The 21194-nt window shown below is 58.1% G+C and carries 18 protein-coding genes; 9 read left to right on the top strand and 9 right to left on the bottom strand.

Annotation, left to right across the window (positions count from 1 at the left end; all coding sequences use genetic code 11):
• The first annotated feature begins 131 nt into the window (after positions 1–131).
• The 8 genes from V7651_RS15550 to V7651_RS15515 all read left to right on the top strand — a co-directional run bounded on the left by V7651_RS15550 (position 132) and on the right by V7651_RS15515 (position 6683).
• Positions 132–1511: an aromatic ring-hydroxylating dioxygenase subunit alpha gene (locus V7651_RS15550; protein ID WP_335613696.1), complete on the top strand. Its 1380-nt coding sequence runs from the start codon at positions 132–134 to the stop codon at positions 1509–1511.
• Positions 1512–1625: 114 nt separating this feature from the next.
• Complete coding sequence (locus tag V7651_RS15545; protein WP_045699447.1) at positions 1626–2189, top strand: aromatic-ring-hydroxylating dioxygenase subunit beta; 564 nt, start codon at positions 1626–1628, stop codon at positions 2187–2189.
• Positions 2190–2197: 8 nt separating this feature from the next.
• Positions 2198–2524, top strand: coding sequence for a bifunctional 3-phenylpropionate/cinnamic acid dioxygenase ferredoxin subunit (locus V7651_RS15540; RefSeq protein ID WP_034738357.1), 327 nt, complete (start codon positions 2198–2200; stop codon positions 2522–2524).
• Positions 2524–3753 (top strand): NAD(P)/FAD-dependent oxidoreductase, encoded by a 1230-nt coding sequence (locus V7651_RS15535; protein WP_051615014.1) that lies wholly within the window; start codon positions 2524–2526, stop codon positions 3751–3753. Before V7651_RS15540 ends, V7651_RS15535 begins: the two co-directional genes overlap by 1 nt.
• 51 nt (positions 3754–3804) lie before the next feature.
• Positions 3805–4683 carry a biphenyl-2,3-diol 1,2-dioxygenase gene (bphC, locus tag V7651_RS15530; RefSeq protein ID WP_335613695.1) on the top strand — a complete coding sequence of 293 codons (879 nt, stop codon included), beginning with the start codon at positions 3805–3807 and terminating at the stop codon, positions 4681–4683.
• A 66-nt stretch (positions 4684–4749) separates the two neighbouring features.
• Positions 4750–5604, top strand: a complete 855-nt coding sequence (locus V7651_RS15525; RefSeq protein WP_335613694.1) for an alpha/beta fold hydrolase — start codon at positions 4750–4752, stop codon at positions 5602–5604.
• A 100-nt stretch (positions 5605–5704) separates the two neighbouring features.
• Positions 5705–5998 carry a hypothetical protein gene (locus V7651_RS15520; protein WP_034738361.1) on the top strand — a complete coding sequence of 98 codons (294 nt, stop codon included), beginning with the start codon at positions 5705–5707 and terminating at the stop codon, positions 5996–5998.
• Positions 5999–6167: 169 nt separating this feature from the next.
• Positions 6168–6683, top strand: a complete 516-nt coding sequence (locus V7651_RS15515) for a hypothetical protein (protein ID WP_335613693.1) — start codon at positions 6168–6170, stop codon at positions 6681–6683.
• A 509-nt stretch (positions 6684–7192) separates the two neighbouring features.
• On the opposite strand, the gene V7651_RS15510 is transcribed toward V7651_RS15515, so the two are convergent.
• The 8 genes from V7651_RS15510 to V7651_RS15475 all read right to left on the bottom strand — a co-directional run bounded on the left by V7651_RS15510 (position 7193) and on the right by V7651_RS15475 (position 19479).
• Positions 7193–8150, bottom strand: a protein-coding gene (locus V7651_RS15510; RefSeq protein ID WP_335613692.1) for an IS630 family transposase whose coding sequence is annotated in 2 segments (ribosomal slippage) — positions 7193–7798 and positions 7800–8150 — 957 coding nt in all. Because the reading frame shifts where the segments join, the coding sequence is not laid out codon by codon here.
• 394 nt (positions 8151–8544) lie between these two features.
• A complete protein-coding gene (locus tag V7651_RS15505) occupies positions 8545–9894 on the bottom strand; it encodes a M24 family metallopeptidase (RefSeq protein WP_335613691.1) in 1350 nt (449 codons plus the stop codon).
• 89 nt (positions 9895–9983) lie between these two features.
• Entirely contained in the window at positions 9984–11642 is a 1659-nt protein-coding gene (locus V7651_RS15500) for an MFS transporter (protein ID WP_335613690.1), read from the bottom strand.
• A 51-nt stretch (positions 11643–11693) separates the two neighbouring features.
• Entirely contained in the window at positions 11694–14978 is a 3285-nt protein-coding gene (locus V7651_RS15495; protein ID WP_335613689.1) for an efflux RND transporter permease subunit, read from the bottom strand.
• Positions 14975–16051 (bottom strand): efflux RND transporter periplasmic adaptor subunit, encoded by a 1077-nt coding sequence (locus V7651_RS15490; RefSeq protein WP_051624956.1) that lies wholly within the window; start codon positions 16049–16051, stop codon positions 14975–14977. Before V7651_RS15490 ends, V7651_RS15495 begins: the two co-directional genes overlap by 4 nt.
• A gap of 176 nt (positions 16052–16227) precedes the next feature.
• Positions 16228–17256 (bottom strand): zinc transporter ZntB, encoded by a 1029-nt coding sequence (locus V7651_RS15485; RefSeq protein ID WP_051624957.1) that lies wholly within the window; start codon positions 17254–17256, stop codon positions 16228–16230.
• Complete coding sequence (locus V7651_RS15480) at positions 17257–18780, bottom strand: amidase family protein (protein ID WP_335613688.1); 1524 nt, start codon at positions 18778–18780, stop codon at positions 17257–17259.
• Between the two features lie 111 nt (positions 18781–18891).
• Positions 18892–19479, bottom strand: a complete 588-nt coding sequence (locus V7651_RS15475) for a superoxide dismutase family protein (RefSeq protein WP_335613687.1) — start codon at positions 19477–19479, stop codon at positions 18892–18894.
• Positions 19480–19550: 71 nt separating this feature from the next.
• Between V7651_RS15475 and V7651_RS15470 the strand changes: the two genes are divergently transcribed.
• Complete coding sequence (locus V7651_RS15470) at positions 19551–20279, top strand: TlyA family RNA methyltransferase (RefSeq protein ID WP_335613686.1); 729 nt, start codon at positions 19551–19553, stop codon at positions 20277–20279.
• Here the strand turns inward: V7651_RS15470 and V7651_RS15465 are convergent.
• Positions 20276–21121 carry a hypothetical protein gene (locus V7651_RS15465; protein WP_335613685.1) on the bottom strand — a complete coding sequence of 282 codons (846 nt, stop codon included), beginning with the start codon at positions 21119–21121 and terminating at the stop codon, positions 20276–20278. The two genes, V7651_RS15470 and V7651_RS15465, sit on opposite strands and share 4 nt — an antisense overlap.
• Between the last annotated feature and the right edge of the window lie 73 nt (positions 21122–21194).

The following is a 21194-nucleotide window of genomic DNA, read 5'->3' as shown; positions in this document are numbered from 1 at the left end:
AGCCGTAGAATTCTTGAAGGGGCGTGGTCTGATTTTGGAAAGTCCGGACAAGGAAAGCTAATTCTGCCGGCAGGCCTCATATTAAAAATGGAGGCATGGGCGGCTCATGATATCAAGGAAGGTTACAAAATATGACGACGGCTAAGACAAAGACGCGCCTGAACATCGGGACCGAACCAAAGGCGTTCGAGAAGAAAAATGTTTGGAATGTCGAGGAGATAACGGCTCTGCTTGACGAAGAGAATGGCACGCTTGATCCAAGAATTTATTCAGATCAGGATCTGTATGAGTTGGAACAGGAACGCGTTTTCGGACGATCATGGATTATGCTCGGGCACGAGACACATGTTCCCAAAGCCGGTGACTTTTTGACGGCCTATATGGGCGAGGATCCCGTCATTCTTGTGCGTCAAAAAGATAGAAGCTTGAAGGTTTTTCTAAACCAGTGCCCGCATAGGGGGATGAGAATCTGTCGAACCGATGGCGGCAACGCAAAATCGTTTACATGCAGCTATCATGGTTGGGCGTACGACATCGGCGGAAACTTGGTGAACGTACCATATGAGTCTGAGGCATTCTGTGAGGACTTCAACAAGGCCGAGTGGGGGCCGGGCCAGGCAAGGGTTGAGACCTACAAGGGCTTGATCTTCGCGAACTGGGATAAAAACGCGCCAAATCTGCGCGAGTATCTTGGTGACGCGACATTCTACATGGACCACATGCTCGATCGAACCGAGGCGGGTACTGAAGTTATCAGCGGCATGCAGAAATGGGTTATCCCATGCAACTGGAAGTTTGCCGCTGAGCAGTTTTGTAGTGATATGTATCATGCCGGAACCGTATCCCATCTGTCCGGTATCGAGGCGGGCCTGCCCGAAGGTATGGAGCTTTCGGATGCGAAGATTCCGACGGTGGGATACCAGTTCAGGGCGAAGTGGGGCGGGCATGGAACGGGTTTCTATGTCGGAGACCCAGGTATGCTAGTGGCTATCATGGGGCCCAAGATTGCTAAATATTGGACGGAAGGTGAAGCGGCCGCCAGGGCGGAGAGGCGCTTGGGAAGCGCAGAGCGTGCGCGTCAATTGATGGTCCAGCACATGACTGTTTTCCCAACCTGCTCATTCCTTCCCGGTGTCAACACCGTTCGAACCTGGCAGCCGAGAGGCCCGAACGAGACAGAGATATGGGCATTTACAGTTGTAGATGCTGATGCTCCTGACGAGATCAAGGAAGAGTACCGCCGTCAGACATTAAGAACGTTTTCTGCCGGAGGCGTATTCGAGCAAGACGATGGTGAAAACTGGGTCGAAATCCAGGCTGTGTTGCGAGGGCATCAGGCTAGGAAGCGCCGGCTCAACATTCAAATGGGAAAAGGTCGTTCTGCTGCCGATAATCCGCATTACCCGGGCAGTATTGGGTATGTGTACAATGAAGAAGCCGCTCGCGGACTCTATCATCAGTGGATCCGTATGATGACTGAACCTGATTGGGACACACTCGGGCCAAAGTAGGGAGGTCTGTGAGCGGATCACCCGTTTCGTAGGCAGAGCGAAGTGCGCTCAACCGATAGTTCTATTAACCCTCGCGAATAACGGGCGCATAAATCGCGCAAATTGGAGATAATTATGCTGAAAGAAAAAGTGGGACCAGAGTCATCAGCGTCGCAGATAAGCACTGCCGCTCTGCTGCTGCAGCATGAAGTTGAGCAATTCTATTATAAGGAGTCTCTTCTGCTTGATCGGCACGAGTTCAACGATTGGTTTGACCTTCTGGACAAGGACATCAGGTACTTTATGCCGTTGAGAACGAATCGCACGAGGCGCGATCAAAAGCTCGAATACTCTAAGGACGGTGAGTACGCGCATTTTGATGATGATCTAGTGATGATGCGTGGGCGGCAGCGGAAATTAATGTCGGATGTCGGATGGTCTGAAAGCCCGGCTTCGCGAACGCGCCACATCATAGCGAACGTCATCATTAACGATGCAAGTGATGATCAGGAAGTTCATGTGACGTCGTCATTTATTCTTTACCGAAATCGTCTGGAACGGCAGGTCGATATTTTTGCAGGAGAGCGAATGGATGTACTGCGCCGCAGTGACAACAAGCTCGGCTTCATGATCGCTAAGAGAACCATACACATCGATCAAAGTACGATTCTCTCTAATAATCTCAGCATCTTTTTCTAGGTATCGTGATGGCTTTTAAGAAAGTTTGCAGCCTAGACGAAGTTCCTGAAGGTGACGCGTTGCGGGTGGAGTTGTTCGACGAACCTATCGCGCTATTCAACTTAGACGGAGAGATCCTCGCGACTCAGGACCGCTGCACACATGGCGACTGGTCGTTAGCGGATGGCTTTCTCGAAAATGGCGTCATTGAGTGTACGCTTCACTGGGGAAAATTCTGTGTGCGGACGGGAAAAGTGAAGGCTCCACCCGCTTGCGCGGCCTTAACTGTTTATCCCGTGAAGGTGGAGGGCAACGACGTCTACGTGGATTTCGAATCTGGTAAGGTCAACGATTGATGCAGAGTTTCGCGATCATAGGTGCGGGTCTGGCGGGGGCGACAGCGTGTCGGTCGCTCAGAGACCAGGGGTTTGAGGGAAAGATTTTCCTCTTTGGCGACGAGCCGTATGAGCCATATGATCGACCCTCTTTGTCAAAGTCTGCTTTAGCGACCAAATCTGCCCCCCCTTTGTTAATGGGTTGTAATTGGAGCGAAGAATTCAGGGTCGAGAAATGTCTGGGAGTTCGCGTTGAAACAATAGACTTGCCCTCGATGCGTATTGAGGTGAGCTCTGGCTCGGACCTCAAGTTTGACAAGCTCCTTTTTGCCACTGGGTCTCGGGCGCGGTCTCTGCGTCTAGATGCGCATAGCGAGACGCCGGGACTTTACTCACTGCGGACACTTGACGATTGCGTGGCTCTACAGGGAGCAATCTCCCCTGGGGCACAAGTCATCATCATCGGGGGAGGCCTCATTGGATGTGAGCTTGCCACTACAATTCAGAAGATGGGTGCAAAGGCGATTATCCTTGAGACTGCCAATGAGCTCTTGTTGCGTGTTCTGGGCAAGACAATAGGCTCGTGGTGTCGAGAGGAATTGGAGGCCATAGGGGTTGAAGTCCACACGGGCGTCTCAATTACTCATGTAGATCTAGACCCCTCGTTCCGGGAAGTACGATGCGGCGACGGAAGAAGATTTTCTGGTGATCTGGCAATCGTCAGCGTTGGTGCGGAGCCGGTCACCGCTTTAGCAGAGCATGCTGGATTGGCGTGCGCGAGGGGCATCATTGTAAATTCAGTTGGTATGGCTTCAAGCGACACGGTGTACGCAGCGGGCGATGTCGCAAGTTGGCCTCTCAGGAGCGGAGGGCGCCGCAGTCTGGAGACTTATCTGAATTCTCAAAACCAGGCGGCTGTGGCTGCGGGAGCAATGCTCGGAAAGGGTGAGCCAGCACCGCAAGTTCCGATTTCTTGGACGGAGATAGCGGGGCATCGGATACAGATGATGGGCGAAGTCACTGGTCCTGGCGATGTCGTCACTCGGGTTGATCCCGGAGGGACCGGAATGACGGTGTGTCGATTGAATGGTGGGGAGCTTCAATCTGTTGTTTCAATAAACCAGCCGGCAGATTTTTCTTTCGCATCAAAAATCATTGAACGGAGGATGCAGGTAGATGCGAAATCAATTCGTGATCCACTCATTCGTATGAAAGACGTTTTCAAATTGGCGGCAAAGACGGTCGCGTGAAGTACAATAAGTACGGATACACACTAAAATCAAAAAGACAGGGAGAAGACAATGAGCGTTAACAAGTTGGGATATCTGGGTTTTTCTGCATCAAACATTGATGCGTGGCGGGATTACGCAACCGGAACGTTAGGGCTAATGGATGCTGGGACGAGAAATGACACTCTCTTTCTGAGAATGGATTCTCGAAATTGGCGGGTTGCAGTCCATCCAGGTGCGGCAGATGATCTTTTGTATGCGGGGTTCGAAGCTTCGAATCGAGCCGAGATGCTTGAGATCGCTGAAAGACTAAAGGAAATGGGTATCTCCGTCGAGCAGGCCGATTCCAAGCTGTTGGCGCAACGGGGAGTGATTGATTTGGTATCCTGCCTTGATCCGTCAGGGATCAAGATTGAGGTGTATTATGGTGCCAGCGAACTCTACGAAGAGCCGTTTATTTCGCCTACGGGTGTATCTGGATTTCTAACTCAGGATCAGGGACTTGGGCACTATGTCCTGAGTGTTGAAGATATTGAACGTTCTTTGGATTTCTACATCCGTGGACTGGGAATGGAGCTATCCGACATCATCGACTGGCAGGTCAATCCGGACGTGAAGCTTCAGGTGAACTTTCTCCATTGCAACAGGCGCCATCATAGCCTGGCATTAATCCAAGCGCCCGCCTCCAAGAAGTTACACCACTTTTTGCTGGAAGTAAGCTCGTTCGATGATGTCGGGCGCGCATATGATCGCGTGTCAGAGAAGAATGAGATCGTGATGACGCTCGGTCGGCACACAAATGACCACATGTATTCGTTCTACGGCGTCACGCCTTCCGGCTTTGCTGTCGAGTATGGATGGGGCGCTCGACCCATCGAGTCAGATTGGTCTGTCGTCCGATATGACAGCATCAGCATGTGGGGACATAAGTTTATGGGCACAGGAGCTTGAGCGGCGCGTCCGCAAAACTGATCCAAATCCGTCCGACCCCCGACGCTGCATTTAGGAGATTCTAGCATGGCCATTCAGAGCGTATCTGAAGATACCAACCCAGAGATCGCACGTAACATTGAAGTTCACGGTGTAAAGACGAACTATCATGATCTCGGCTCTGGGAAACCGCTCTTTCTGATTCACGGATCAGGGCCGGGGGTTTCAGCTTGGGCAAACTGGCGATTGGCAATGCCAAATTTTAGTGAGGTGGCCAGAGTAATTGCTCCTGATATGCTCGGGTTCGGATATTCGGAACGTCCGGGTAAAGACTACTATAATATGGAAAGTTGGCTCGACCAGGTTGTTGGGTTGATGGACGCTCTTGATATTGAACGGACCGATCTCGTAGGCAATTCCTTCGGGGGTGCGATTTCTCTTGCGATGGCCATTCGACACCCGGATAGAGTTCGGCGCATTGTTCTAATGGGAAGCGCGGGTTTGGCGTTGGGGCTGAGTGAGGGACTTGACCAGGTTTGGGGGTATTCTCCATCCATTGAAAATATGCGCCGTTTGCTGGATATCTTTGCATATGATCGAAGTTTGGTAACGGATGAGCTTGCTGAACTACGGTACAAAGCAAGCATTCGTCCGGGTTTTCAGGAGTCATTCTCAGCGATGTTTCCTGCGCCTCGGGGGAGATGGCTGGAGCACTTGGCAAGTGATGAACGCGATATCCAGAAAATTCCTCATGAGGTTCTGGTTATTCATGGGCGTGAAGACGTGGTTGTGCCGCTGGAAAATGGCCTGCGGCTGTCGCAGTTAATCAAGAGGTCTCAGTTGCATGTCTTTGGAGAGTGCGGGCATTGGGCGCAAATTGAACATGCTGCGAGATTTGAAAAACTCGTCATGAATTTCATTCAGGAGGCGGAAGAAAAATAGGTGCGGTGCGTCGTTAGTGCGAAACGAAAATATCTAAAATTCGTATGCTGCAATTGACTTAATAATTAAGTTCGAACAAGGACTAAAAAGGAGTGGTAAAATGTTGAAAAAGTTTGCTTTGATTGCCTCTGGTTTTGCGGCCCTGTATTGTGCGAGCGCGCAAGCGGAGGGCCGAGATGATTTGCAGCGCGTCTGCGTAACGGTTTCTGTTGCTGACGGTTTGAGCGAGGAGGAGAGTCAGGATTTTTGTGAGTGCTTAGCAACAGGCGCTGAAGAACAAGGACAAGAGTCCATTGACGAGCTTGTTGAATCGGCAGGAATACCGGATCGGCAAGCGCGCATCAATGGGCTGTCCGAAACGTCTCAGAAAATCGTGGCGGTATGTGCTCCCTAAACAGGTTCCAGTATAAGAGTCTTCGCCTTGGCTAGCTCTGCTTCTGAACAAGCTGTCCGAAGCATGAGTTATTACGCATTCGATTGGTCTTGCCGCTGTGAGGCCGGCTCTCTTCGGGGAAATGTAGACTATTGTTCTTGTGCAGAAAACTTCAATCGGGTCCGGGCGAGTGACTGTTGTCGCGGCATTGGCGAGAAATGCGGTAGGCGATGACAAAGCTGACGTGCCTGTGGGGAGGCTCTCATCTGCCGCCGTCGATATTCTTTTGGGCCTTTATACTGCGCAAACAAGGATGCTTGAGAATGGTTTCCGCAATGACGTAGCAGTCTTGGCTGTATGCACTTTGCTTGCCAATCTGATCGACGGGTTCGTTGCCGCCGAACTTGGTAAGCCGTCCTTGTCTCTCGTTCAGAAAGGCTGGCATCTTCGGAGGCGCGAATTGTTGCTCGCGCGTCCGAACGTCGAATCCCGCAAGGTCGGCGCGGCTGCTAATCGATTGACAAATGATTTTCGCAAAAGCCTCGAAGCATCCGCAGGCGCGAATGGATTAGCCAGAGAGCTAGCAGCTATCTGCCTGGCAGTCATTAGCGAATATCATGAGCGGGGCGAACCGGGCTCGTGCTTCGCTGAAGCCGAGGGAGCGCTCAGCCAACTCATCCGCGCATTCAGTAAAGGTGTTGCTTGACAGAATCAGTATGCGGATAAAGAAGGGGCTGGAGCAACCTCTATTGTTTGAATTCAATCGATAGAAAAGAGACGTTGATAAAGCTCAACCATTGACGGGATCTGACGAAAGTGATCCGGCAAGTGCTTTAGCTATCTTACAATGGTGACGCGCTTACCGATCAAATCTTGGGCTCTTGTACGTATCTAAACAAATCAAAATGGATTTCTCGTGGCCCAGTACCTCGGTAGATGGCGTGCACATGAATTCCTTTAATGGATCGCTCCGGGATGAACGCCAACGGGTTCGTTTCCTTGACCGTAGCAATACAGCTACTTGAGACGTCGAGAATGGACTACAGTGAGAGGAGACCTCATACGGCTCACAATGGGCAATCTCCTGCCGAGTTTGCCCGCAACGTCGGCCTGTGCCATGATGGCAAGGTCAAAATCGCTGCTGGATTTTAACACCAAGGCCGGACTACCAGAGCCAAGCACTTCATCGCTGCTGTATTTTAGAGCACCATGCTTTTAATCTGACGCATAGCCTGCGGCCTTGAAGTAGTTCCAGCATTCATCTGGCTCGTAAAGTTTGCAGATACTACCGATTGCGGCTTCGAGATCGTCAAAGGTCCGTGCGGCGGCTGCCCGCAGATGGGCTTTCAGCTTCGAGAAGGCCTGCTCGATCGGGTTCAGGTCGGGCGAGTATTGCGGCAGGAACAACAGCCATGCGCCATGGGATCGGATGATCTCGTCGGCGTAGGCACTCTTGTGGACCGAGAGGTTGTCGAGGATCACCACGTCACGGGGCTGCAGGGTCGGAGCAAGTTGAGTTTCGACATAGACATTGAAAGCGGATCGATCCATCGCGCCGGGGATAATCCAGGGTGCGGTGAGTTCTCCGCAGCGCAGGGCAGCGATGAAGGTCTGGGTACCCCATTTGCCGAACGGAGCGTCTGCTTTCAGCCGTTTGCCCCATCGCGCCCGGCCGCGCAGACGCGCCATCTTGGTGTTCACCGAAGTTTCATCGATGAACACCAGCCGGCCGGGCGAGCGGCGCATAAAGGGCTGGCGATGGTGGATCCAGATCCGGCGGCGTTCAGCTACGTCGGCGCGTGCGCATTCCGAGGCCATCAGCTGTTTTTTTATATGTGAACCCGGCCCGGCACAGCAGCCGCGAGATCGAGGCAGGATGGGCAACCTTGCCAGTCTCGACTTCAAGCTTGTCGGCCAGTTCCGGCATCGTCATGTCTGGCTTCTTCTCGACCATCGCAATCAGCAGGTCGAGATGATCAGCGAGCGGGCCCTTGCCCAAGGGGCGGCCCTGCTTGCGAGGAGCCGGGCTGCCCTCATCGGCTGCTCGAGCGGCCCACCGGATCGCCGAACTCTCGCTCACCGCAAACCGGCGGGCCGCCGACCGACGCGATGCGCCATCCAAAACAAGCTTGGTTACCCGAAGCCGGATGTCGTCTGAATATACCTTTCCCATGATCCACCTCCTAAAACGAGTGAATCACCGTTCTCACCAAATGGGAATCCTTCGATTCACAGAATCAGCAGGATGCTCTAGCACCACGACTGGGCCACCAGAGCCAGGCATTTCAGAAACCGCCAACTCTAACTTTACGGGTGGACCAGTCCGATTGGGCAAGCGAGGAAGACATGACGACAAGCGCCTAGTTCCGATGCCAGAGTGATGACATTTGCGGTTTACACTTGGTGCCAACGAGCCTTGTTTTTAATACGGAAAACCTGATGCGGTTTACAGAGAACTCCATGTAAAATAAGAAAAAGTGCGTCGTTTACACCGAGAGGGTCAGCGGTTCGAGCCCGTTACCGCCCACCATTAAACACCGCAGATCGCGTCAGGCGGTTTTGCGTGCTTACTCAGCACCAATCAGATGCAGACGCGTTTGGCGCCCGTCGATGAACCGAACGGTCTTGCCGTCAAAGAACGCGTCATCCTCTGTGCGGAACGGGAGTTCCTGGCCACCCCATTCAGGAACAGCCTTCTTTGCAGCCAGTTCAATGGACCAGGCCGTGTTTGGCCGCAGGCGATAGGTGCCTTTGTCGGATGGTGCCTGGTTGTCCCAAAAGCCAATGGCCGACCCGGCGCCGTGTCCATGATAGCCAATCGGGTGGCTGTAGATCGTTGGCTCAAGACCGGCTGCGATGGCTTTCTGCCGGGCGCGCGCAAGTATCTCGTTGCCTGAGAGGCCGGTCTCGAAGGAGGAGATAAGCGCGTCCTGTACGTCATTGCTCGCCCTCAGGCCCGCTTTCAGACCTTCGGGCGCATCCGTTTCGCCATCCTTCAGGACATAGGCCATGTGCTGGGTGTCGGTGTTGAGGCCGAGATAGACGATCCCGAAATCGATCCAGAGCAGGTCACCCTTCTCGATGACCGTATCGCCCGCCAGTTCTTCCGGCTCGCCTTCCCTGAAAACGCTCACCGAGGTGTGAAACCACGGTGACAGGCCAAGATCCGAAATCTTCTGGCGTGTCCACCAGACGACATCGTCTGCCGTGGTCTCGCCCGGTGTGATCACGCGGGAGGAGAAGGCTTCGCCGATGATGCTGTGAGCGGTGCGAACGATCTCGGGATAGTACTCCATCTCGCCGGGAATACGCGTCTCCAGCCATCCGGTGGCGAGTTCGAAACCCGAGACGATACGCTTCTGGTATTCCGGATCTAGCGCAGCATAAAAATCCGTATACTGGCTGCTTGTCAGTCCGTCCGCGAAGGCCGAGGCGGATGACACATTGACGGCGATCTTCTCTGGATTGCGCTCTGCAATGACTTCCGCAAGACGCGCCCATTGATCGTCGCCGCCTTCTGGATTCCATGCTGCCTTGAAGAAGTCACCCATGCCATAGCGGCTCACCGTAAGACGCTCCACGGGCTCGCCATTGCCGGGATCACTGAACACAAGCACGGTGCGTCGGCGTGCCCGCATGCTTGTTGAATTCAGCATCGTGCTCAGCACCGGGTCTTCCATGTATTCGCGGGCGATGATGACCCACATGTCGATCTTGTGCTCGCGCATGAGGGCTGGGACCACAGTATCGAGGCGTTCGGCCAGCCAGCGGTCGTGGATCTCGGCCTGATCGCGCAGCGACAGGATTTCCGGCGTCGCGGGCGATAGGCTCGTCTCGCCCTGGGCAGGCTCATCAGCGTGGGCGGCACCCACGGCAAGCAGTGACAGGGCAGACAGCGCGTAGAGAAAATGGCGCATTGTGGCATTCCTTCAGAAGATCAGCCCATTGGGAGGATGGACGGTGTTGCAGGGGTTTCGGCGCGTGCAGAAAATCGTTTACCGCCTCACTAGGTCTCGCTTGGCTCAGGCGGGTTGGTGGCGGGCTTAGGTAATGAATGCGTATCGGCAGATACTTGCCGTTCGATCAGGCGGTGCACAACGGGCTTCTGTCCGTCCTTCATCAAGCGCCGTATGGCATCGCCAATGTCGGCATCCGCCTTGGTGCGTCGCTGCGTGTTGCGCACATAATCGAGCCATGTCGGCACACGATAACGTTCGAGCCATTTGTCCGGATCGTTGAGGTCGCGCGCTAGGGTCCACCGGAAGGCGCCGTCGCGGCGACAGATGCGGCGACGTTCGCGCATGGCCGTCAGAAATTCGGGGATGTTATGTTCGGCCACCCTGTACTCGACCATGATGACAATCGGGCCGCTGCGCTGTTCAATTGGCAAGACAACATCCGGCTCTTTCCAACGCCCGAGCGGGTCGAGATCAATATCTTCCACTTGCGGCAGTTTCACGAAAAAGCCGACCAACATGCCAAAGGCCTGAAAGCCGGCTGCCGCAAGCAGCGCGTTCCGCACGCCATAATGTTCCGACACATAGCCAAACGCGGCGCTGCCGAGCGCCATGCCGCCAAAGGCCGCCATCTGGTAGATCGAGAGGCTGCGCGCGACGACCCAGCGCGGCGCCGACAGCTGGATGGCCACGTTGAAGGTGGACAGCGCAAGCACCCAGCCCGCGCCGGCAATCATCAGCGCCGGAATGGTCAAGAGCACCGATCCGCTGAGGGCCGTACTCGTGACGCCGACAACAAGCGCCGTGGACGACAGGCGGATGATGCCGTCGGTTGACAGACGCGCCCGCAGGCGGCGGCTCGAAAATGCACCCAGCACAGCGCCGATACCGAACGCCCCGAGCAGGCCGCCGTAAATCAGCGGGCCGCCTTTGAGCAGTTCCTTGGCCACAAGTGGCATCAGGGCCGGCACAGCGCTGGCGGCGATTGCAAACAGCGTGGCGCGTAGCAGGGTGATCTGGATTTTGGGGGAAAGCGATACGTATCGCAGGCCGGCCAGGATGGCGATGGACGTGGGTTCGCGGGGCAGGAGACGGGTGTGCTGCGGCGGCTTCCATTTCAGCAGCACAAAGATCAGTCCGAGATAGCTGAAAGCATTGACCATGAAGGCGGCGGCCGCCCCTGCCGTGGCAATGATGATGCCGCCAATGCCGGGGCCGACACTGCGGGCGATATTGAAGCCCATGCTGTTGAGGGCCACCGCGCTTGGCAGCACAGGGCGCGGGACCATGTCGCCGACGGAGGCCTGCCAGGCTGGGCTGTTGAAGGCCGTGCCGCAGCCGATCAGGAAGGTGAAGGTCAACAGCAGGGCGGGCGTCAGGGCGCCCGACCAGGCAAACAGGGTGAGGCCGACCGAGACAATCAACATGAAGCTCTGCGTGCACAGCATCATGATGCGCCGGTCGAGATTATCAGCCAGCGCGCCGGCCCAGAGCGAGAAGAGCATGATCGGCAAGGCCGTCGATGCCTGCACAAGGGCCACGTCCGTCGGCGAGTTCGACAGTGTCGTCATCAGCCATGCGGCGCCGACCGACTGGACCAGACTGCCGAAGTTTGACGCAAGGTTTGCCAGCCAGACATTCCGGAAAATCGGGATGTTGAAAGGCGAAGGCGGCGCCTGGGCTACGGAATCGGGTGATATCTGTTCCACACGCCATTGGTAGTAGCGGTGGCTCAGATCGCAAGAATCTTTGTGCGATCCCTATTCAGCGGCGGGCAGGATCCGGACAGGCTTGTCGTCCTTTTTCACAGATTCGCGAGGTCCCGGTTGGGGATCCGAGGGGGGCTTTCGGGTCACAAAGCGCTTTATTCGGGTCATAAGGCACATTATCTGGCGCCATAGCCAGAGGATAGCTGGAACCAGGACGCGCCGTGTCCAGCGGCCCACGCGGTGGGGCACAAGCAGCCAGACCGGCGTCACCAGCAGGATCATGAGCGTCGAGAAGGCGAGGCCGAAGACGACCGCGGTTGCCAGCTGCGTCCACCATTCCGAAGAGGCGCTGCCATAGTTGATGGCACCGGCGCCGAAATCCACGTTCAGCTGGAAAACCATGGGCAGCAGGCCGCAAATGGTCGTGCCGGTGGTTAGCAGGATGGGGCGGATACGCTGGGCGGCTGTTGCAATCGCGGCGTATTCGGGCGTGCGTCCATCGCTGCGCAGGCGGTTATAGGTATCGATCAGAACGATATTGTTGTTCACGACGATACCCGCCAGCGCCACGATACCCGTGCCGATCATAAGGACCGAGACATAGGGCAGCACGAGCTGGATGCCGACCAGCACGCCGGCCGTGGAGATGATGACGGCCGTGAGCGTCAGGATGACCTGCCAGAAATTGTTGAACTCCCAGAGCAGGATGACGGCCATCATGAACAGGGCCGCCGCTGCAGCGCCCGCGAAGAATGCGCCAGCATCGGCGGCGTCTTCATCGGCACCTTCGAAGCGGACTTCCACATCGGACGGTATGTCTTGCTGGGCGATCCAGTCTTTCAGATCGGCGACGATGACGGCGCCTTCACCCTGGACCCTGGCATTCGCGCGCACATCAACCACTCGCTTGCCATCGCGCCGCTCGATCGAGCTGACTCGTGGGGCAGGCACGCGTTTGACGAACAGGGAGAGCGGCACATTGCCTGCCGGCGTTGCGATACGCAGCTGGTCGATGGCAGACGCACTCCGGTCGTCTTGCGGGAAGCGGACGCGAATATCGACTTCATCGGGCGCATCGTCGGGCCGGTAGCGGCCGACGAGGATACCATTGGTGATCAGCTGAACGGCCGCGCCGACCTGTGACACGTCCACGCCGAACTTGCCGGCTTCGGCGCGGTCGACTTCGAGCTGGTATTCAATACCAGGCAGCGGGCGGGTGTCGTCAATCTCCTGCACGGTGTCCATGCTGTCGAGCTTGTTGCGCACGAGGGCAGCCGTGGCGGCAAGCGCGGGACCGTCCTCCGAGAGGAGGGCGATCTGCACGTCCTTGCCGGCTGGCGGACCCTGTTCGCGGGCCTGGATCTGGTATTTCAGCGCGGGCACGGTCGACAGGCGCTCGCGCACCGCGATCAGCGTCTTGCGGCCATCATGCACGCCATCATCTGTGGCGAGGTCCAGCAGGATCTGGCCAATCGTGTCGACAGGCGCACTGCCGCCATCGCGGCTGAAGCCGTCGCTGCCTGGCCCACCCGTGCGTGTGGAGATGTCCTCGATGCCGTTAATGTCGCGAATGGCCGCTTCGGCGCGCTTCACGAGGTCAGACTGCTCGCTGGCCGAGAGGGCGCCCTGTGCCTGGATGAAGACATAGGCCTGTTCCGGCTCGATATCGAGGAAGAGTTCCGATTTGTGGGTTGTGCTGCCAAACCACATGAAGATCAGGATGACTGAGCCGATGGCGACACCTGTCACCATCAAGGGCCGCGCGATGAGGCCCTTGACCAGTTTGACGTAACCGCCGAGCCAGCCCTTGGCGAGTTCCGGGTCGGCATCGGCTGCGAGGGCGGCAAGGTCTTCATTGGTGCCGCTGGGGCGAGCGCCGATCACCGAGCCAAGCACAGGCAGGAAGATAAGCGCCATCACCAGCGAGGCCGTCAGAACGAAGATCAGCGTGATCGGCAGATAGGCCATGAACTTGCCGGGCATCGAGTTCCAGAACAGGAACGGCACGAAGGCCGCGAGCGTGGTCGCGTTGGAGGCAACAACAGGCCAGAACATGCGCTTGCCCGCGAGGCCATAGGCTTCCTTGCGGTTCAGGCCTTCAGCCATTTTCCGGTCGGCATATTCCGTCACGACGATAGCGCCGTCGACGAGGATACCAACCGCGATCACCATGCCGAACATGACCATCATGTTGATCGTGTAGCCAAAGGCGCCAAGGATCAGGAAGGCCATCACGAACGAGGCCGGGATCGAGATGCCGACCAGAAGGGCCGAGCGCCAGCCGAGGGCGGCGACGCAGATGATCATCACGAGCAGCACGGCGGCGACGATGGAGCTTTGCAGCTGGCCGAGCTGTTCGCCGATCATTTCAGATGCGTCAGACGTGACCTGCGCGCGGATCGTCGAGGGCCACGACTTTTCCTCGTCAGCAATCTCACTCCGCACGAAATTGGCGGTGTCGAGAATATTGGCGCCGGTGCGCTTGATGACTTCGACAAGAATGGCGGGCTGGCCGTTGAAGGTCGCATAGCTGGTCGCGTCCTTGTACGTCCGGCGCACCTGCGCGACGTCCGAGAGCGTAACTACCGAATTGGCCGTCCGGCGGATCGGCAGGTCGAGTGCATCCTTCGCAGTACGGATCAGGCCCGGCACTTTGACGGCAAAGCTGCCCTCGCCCGTGTCGATCTGGCCAGCGGGCACCAGCTGGTTATTGGCGGACACGACCTGCAGGATTTCCTGATAGGATATATTGTAGGTTTCGAGTTTTACAGGATCGACGATGATTTCCAGAACGTCGTCGCGGCGGCCGACGATGCGGGCCTCAAGGATGCCGGCATTGCGTTCGAGCCGGTCCTGAAGGTCTTCGGCAATGTCGTTGAGGCCGCGTTCCGGCGCGTCGCCATACAGGTTCACGATCATCATCGGGAACTGGGCGGCGTTGAATTCGGTGATGATCGGCTCGCGCGCGTCGGCGGGGAAATAGCGCTTGGCCATGTCCACCTTGTCCTTCACGTCCAGCACGGCCTGGTCGATATCGGTATCAATCTCGAATTCCAGCACGAGCTGGCCGGCGCCTTCAGCGCCATAGCCACGGAAGGTCTTCAGGCCTTCGAGCGACTGGATTTCCTGTTCGATCGGTTTGACCAGCAAGCGCTCGGAATCTTCCGGCGTCACGCCGACCAGTGGCACCGTGATGCTGACAAAGGGAATCTGGATGTCCGGATCAGCTTCCTTCGGCAGGCCGATATAGGTGACCGTACCGGCAATGATGGCGCAGAACAGAATGGCGAGCACCATGCGTGCCCGGCCAATGGCGCCGTCGATCAAGCTGTTCATCGTTGCGCTCCACCCGACATGACTGGCTTAACCTTGACCCCTTCATTGAGATAGTCCTGCCCCATCGAGATGATGCGGACCGTGTCAGGCAGGCCCGTCACCCAGGCGCCGCCTGGGCCTTCGTCGACGATCCGTACGGGGGCAAAGCGGACTGTATTGTCTGCCTCGACATAGCGGACGCCGAGTTCGCCGCTGTCTGAAAGGGTCAGCAGGGCTGGCGAGATGAGCGTGGCCGGCGTGGTGCCAATCGGGACCAGCAGTGAGGCAGAGACACCTGCGGCGAGCGTGGCGTCGCCTGAGTCAATCTCGGCTTCAATGATGAAGGTCCGTGTCTGGTCACTGGCCGTGCGCGACACATAGCGGATGCGCGCGGGATAGGATTCGCCGCTGGCCAGCTTGGCGGTAGCTTCCATGCCGGGCTTCAGCTGGACGGCATAATCTTCTGCAACTTCGGCCGCGACGATGACGGGAGTCATGTCGACCAGCACGCCGCAGGCGCCGCCGGGGCCGAGATAGTCGCCGGCTTCGGCAAGCTGGGTCTCGAACACGCCATCGAAGGGCGCGCGTACCTGGGTCTTGCCGAGTTCGACCTTGGCTGAGTTGAGGGCTGCTTCTGTGGCGTCGAGCGAGGCCTTCGCGGCGGCTTCCTGGTTGGCAGGCGTCAGGCCTTTGGATGCCAGCGTACGGGCGGCTTCATAATCGATACGGGCAGAATCGCGCCGGGCCTGTGCTTCGCTGACACGGGCCGACCGGGCCTCGACATCCAGGCCGCAAAGCAGGGCGCCCTTGCGGACAAAGCTGCCTTCTTTTGCCGGGGTGGAGATAACGGTACCCGTCGTGCCGGCCTTGACCGTGACCGACTTGTCGGGCGCGGTGCGGCCTTTGGCTTCCAGCATGATCGCGTGCGGCGCTGTGGAGACTTCTTCCACAATTGCGTCAGGCGTTTTCACGGACGTATCGACGGCGGCTGCTTCAGTTTGGGAGCTGATACTGCCGCGCATGACGCTGCGGATGCCGAAATAGGCGAGAAGGACGACCAGAAGGCTGAGAGCGATGTAGGCGGAACGGTTCACGGGTGATAACTTTCTGGGAGCTGACTATAGCCAATATAGGTCGATACGTCGCCGGGATAAGCGCCGTTTCAACCTTAACTACACGAACAGCATTGAATTATGACAAACCGCGTGCGTCGTTTTCACACTAGCCTGAAAGCTATGGTTAACAAATGCCCTAAGGGAAGGGCGTCGGATCAGATCCAGCGACGCCATCGGAAGATGGCCAGCATGATACCCGTAGCCAGCGCCAGCGAGCCGATTAGGATGCTGAAAGCCATCGGGCTATTCACGCCCGGAATTCCCCCGACATTGACCCCGAACAGGCCTGTCACGAAGCTGATCGGCAGGAACACCGCCGACAGGATGGACAGCACGAACAGGCGCTGGTTCATCATGTCGGATCGCTCTTCCATCACCTGTTCCTGCAACACGATGGAGCGTTCACGAATGGCATCCAGGTCTTCCGCGAGGCGTGTCACCCGGTCGACGGACTCGCGCAGGTAAAGCACGTCCGTATCCGTGAAGAAGCCCGCCGCGCTGCCCTCGCGCACCAGTTGGGACAAGGCTTCGCGCTGCGGCACGATATAGCGGCGCAATGCCAGAACCTTGCGCCGGAATTCCGAAAGCGTGGCCCGACCGAGCCGAATGGCGGGATCAAGGATTTCATCCTCGTAGCCATCACAATGCTCGTCGAAGGTGGCAATCTCGGGTTCCATCCGGTCGGTCAATGCATTGGCGAGCGCCGATACGAGGCCACCTGTCGAGGCCGGGGCTTCGCCCGCTTTCACCAATGCCTCGACATCGCGCGAGGCCTGCACGGGGCGTGATCGGAGCGTGATCAGCATGCTTTCACTGGCCCACATGCGCAGGGCGATCATGTCTTCCAGATCCGCGCCGTCATTGAGGTTCACGCCGCGCAAATTGATCAGGAAGCCGTTGCCATGGCGTGTCGATCGTGGGCGCGTTTCTTCCTGAAGCAGGGATTGCACGGCGACCTTGTCGATGCCGCTCTTGCGATAGAGCCAGCCTTGCGTTTGCCGAGACAGGCGGTTGAGATGCAGCCAGACGCGTGGATAGGTGGCCAATTCGCCTGAAATCACGTCTTCCCATTTGAGGGGGGTGGCCGCGCCATCCGCCGTAAACCCGAAACCAAACAGAAACGGATCGATGCCGAGGACATCGTCCGAATCCGCATTGGTAACGGGGGCAGGTTCGATGATCATCTAGATCGCGACGACCCCTGGCAGTTTGTCGGCCCATGGGCGGGCTGCTTCGAGTTCCAGCGCCAGTTCGAACAGGAGCTGGTCGTCGCCGCTCTTGCCCGAGAACATCGAGCCGATTGGCAGGCCCTCGGGCGACCATGACAGCGGCACACTCATCGAAGCAGCGCCGGACACGTTCATCGGCGCCGTGAAGGCGGCGAACGTGATGACCCGCTCGTAGAGCGTGTCAAAAGCGACTGTCGGCGCCTGTTCGCCCAGCTTCACGGCCGGGCTGCCGGTTGTCGGCGTCAGCAGAAGGTCAATGCCCTGGTCCGCAAGGTCGGCATTATAGACCGCCTCGAATCCCTTGAGCCATTTCACCGTCTCTTCCATTTCGTCTTTGCGGCTCATGAACATCTGGGTCAGGCCGAGTGTCCAGGGTTCGACAATGTCGGGGCCAACCGGCTTGCCGGTATAGGCGCTGGCCTGTTGCGCGAACTCGGCTGCGCCCGCAGCCCAATACAGCAGGAACTTGTCGACAAATTCCTGTCCGGAATAGGTCGGCTTGTAAGCGACGATTTCATGGCCCAGCTTGCCACATAGCGCGGCCACATCATCCAGCGCGGCTTTCGTTTCCGGTGCGACCGGCGTGCCGGCGGGGGCGTCGGTCGTGAAGCCGATCTTCAGGCGGCGCTTGAGCGGCTGCAGGTTGGCGGCGAGCGGCGCAAATGTGCCGTCATTCATTTGCGTATCGCGGAACAGGTTGATGGAGTCCCGCACGGAAATCGTCACGGCGTGCTGGACGGAAATCTCAAGCGGCGCACTGCTTTCGCCTTGCGCAGGCAGCTGGCCGCGCGAGGGCTTCAGACCGAAGACGCCGCAGGTGCTGGCCGGAATGCGGATCGAGCCGCCGCCGTCACTGGCATGGGCAAAGGGAACAACACGCGCGGCGACGAGGGCCGCTGCGCCACCTGACGAGCCGCCAACGATACGCGTCGTATCCCACGGATTGCGGGTCTCGCCGGTCACCAGCGGTTCGGTCGAGGCCATCAGGCCCATTTCCGGGGAGGTGGACTTGCCGAGCACGACCACGCCTTCAGCGCGCCATTTGGCCGGCAGCGGGGAATCCTTCTCAGCGATATGGCCTTTGAAGGCGCGGCTGCCATACATGGTCGGCGCGCCTTTCCAGTCGTGAAGGTCCTTGATGAACGTCGGCACGCCCTGGAATGGCCCGGCGGGCGTTTGGCCAGCCTCGGCGCGGGCAGTGTCATAGATTTCGGTCGCGATGGCATTGATCTGCCCATTGACGGACTGGGCCCGCGCAATCGCTGCATTCACCTGTTCCAGCGAAGTTGTCTGGCCCGAGGCGATGGCGGCGGCCATGGCTGTGCCGTCCATCCAGGCGGACGATGCGGCGGCAGGGGCCGTCTCGGAAACTGGCGTGACATCTGCCTGTGCCATGGGGGATTGTTTGCAGGCGGCGAGCGTCGCCATTGCGGTCGCGCCCAGCAGGACTCCGCGCCGTGAAATCTGTTTCAATGTCATTTCCTCTCAATTTTTTAGCTAGGCGCATCGTGAATTGCGCCGCCTTCAAGCGCAAGTGGCGCAAGTGCTGGAACACCTGCGCCACCGGGCCAAAAACTGAAAGTGTGTTTCTTAGTTGATAACGCCGCAGGCAACCCGTGCGCCGGCGCCGCCGATGGGCTGCGTCATGGCATCATCTTCGCCCTCATGGATGAGGAGGGCCGAGCCGTCTTCGTCCTGCAGGTCAGACATCTTGGTCAGCGTTGTGAAGGCTTCGTAGCCAGCCGAGCCGTCAGCGGCGGCCCAGATGTTCGGGATGTCACCGCCTTCTGGCCCTTTCGGGTTCAGCAGGCCGTGGCCGCCTTCAACCTTGCCGACATGGCCGCCGGATAGCTTGAACGTGCCGACATCCGAGCAATCACCCACAGCATGCAGGTGAAGGCCATGCCAGCCAGGCGTGAGGCCACCCGGCGCGATTTCAACACGAATGAGGAGGCCGTTCGGGCCGCCGATAAGATTGCCTGTGCCGATCTCGGTACCTTCGCCACCGACGATGGATATGCTGGACTGCATCATGGACGGGTACACGCCCTCATCAGGCCCCGGCATCTCGGCGGGTGTGGGCAGAGGTTCGGCTGGCAGTTCCTGGGGCTCTGCTGCCTGCTGGCTGCAGGCGGCGAGTGAAAGTGCGAATAGGCCGATTGCAAAACGGTCAAGCATGGGCATGTCTCCTGTCGATATTTGGGGCAGTATAGGGCACAACGCAGCAAATGCAGGGGAAGTTTCATGAAATGAAAGAGCGGGCCGATAAACTCCTTGTGTCCATGGGCCTTTTTGACAGCCGGGCGGGCGCGCGTGCCGCAATTGAGGCAGGCGGTGTGACGGCGAATGGCGTGAAGGTGACCAAGCCATCTCAGATGCTCTCAGCCGCCGATTCGATCATAGCGGAGGCGGCGCATCCTTATGTGTCGCGCGGCGGGCTGAAACTTGCGCATGGGCTTTCGGCGTTCGGTGTGGACCCTTCAGGCCGGTATTGCCTCGATATTGGGGCCTCGACGGGTGGGTTCACGGATGTACTTTTGCGGGCAGGCGCGGCGCATGTGACCGCGGTGGATGTCGGGCGGGACCAGTTCCACCCCTCGCTACAGGGCGACCCGCGCGTGACGTCGCTGGAGGCGCAGGATGCCCGGACGCTGACGGTGGACATGCTGCCACAGGCGCCTGGCCTGCTGGTGTGCGATGCGAGCTTCATCTCACTGGAGAAACTGCTCGGGGTGCCGCTCAGCCTCGCGTCGCCGAGGGCGGACTTAGTCGGGCTGTTCAAGCCGCAGTTTCAGGTTGGCCGCGAGAATGTCGGCAAGGGTGGCATCGTCTCCAATTTGGCCGAGGCGGACGCGGCGGCGGAACGCTTTGCAGTGTGGATGAAAGAAAAAGGCTGGCCTATCCATGCCTGGACAGCCAGCCCGATTTCAGGTGGCGACGGCAATGCCGAACGCCTGTTTCATGCCGTGAAGGCCTAGTAGCCGCCGTAGAGTTCGTCGCCCTGCTGGCCATTATTGGCGACCGGGCGCCATGTGTCGGTCGGGCTGTTGCGGCAGGCCATGACATGGCCGCCATTCATGTAGATCTGGCGGCATTCCTGCTGCGAATAGGCCGAATTGTCCTGATAGCCGGAATAACCCTGATCATAGTCGGAATAGCCCTGATCATTGTAGCCCTGGTTTCCATAGTCCGGGCCGGGATAGCCGGATGTCGGATAGGCTGACGCCGGATAGGTGCGGGCAGGTGGCTGGGACGCCGGGTAGCGCGGCTGCTGCATCACTTCCGGCCCACCGTAGAGGCCGTCCGTGGTGCGCGGGATGGAGCCGCCCTGATAGGCGCCATTGTAGCTGTTGCTCTCATAATAGCCGTTGCCATTGTAACCGCCTGAGGGTTGGTAAGGTGTCGGGCCTGTGGACTGGCAATCATTGTTTCCCGACGCGAGGCTGCTGCCGGCGAGGCCGCCAACGACCGCACCAAGCACCGCGCCAACGGCGACTTCGCCGCTATTGCTCCGGGGCTCGGAATAGTAATAGCCGCCGCGACCCCGTCCACGTCCATGGCCGTGATGGCCACGGCGACCCGGCACATAGTAATAGTCGTCGCCTGCATCGATATTGTTGCCGATGGCACCGCCAACCAGCGCGCCGACAAGAGCCCCAGCGACACCGCCGGCCATCTTGTCATTGCCTCGCTGGCGCTCGCACTGCGTGTTCTGCGGCGCGTAGCCATTATTATAGCCATAGCCCTGCGCGGAGGCAGTGGCGGGAATGGCCAGCGCGGCAAAGGCTGCGGCGCCGACAAACAGCGATCGTTTCATCATCGCGTATCTCCTTCTATGGCAGGCATGATGCTGCCAGATTGACGGCCAATGTGACAGGCGCAACCTGAACCGG

This window comes from Hyphomonas oceanitis (assembly GCF_036964545.1).
In the GTDB taxonomy this organism is placed as follows: Bacteria; Pseudomonadota; Alphaproteobacteria; order Caulobacterales; family Hyphomonadaceae; genus Hyphomonas; species Hyphomonas oceanitis.
The sequence above is the reverse complement of the archived record's forward strand: the minus strand, read 5'-3'. Positions and strand labels throughout refer to the sequence as shown.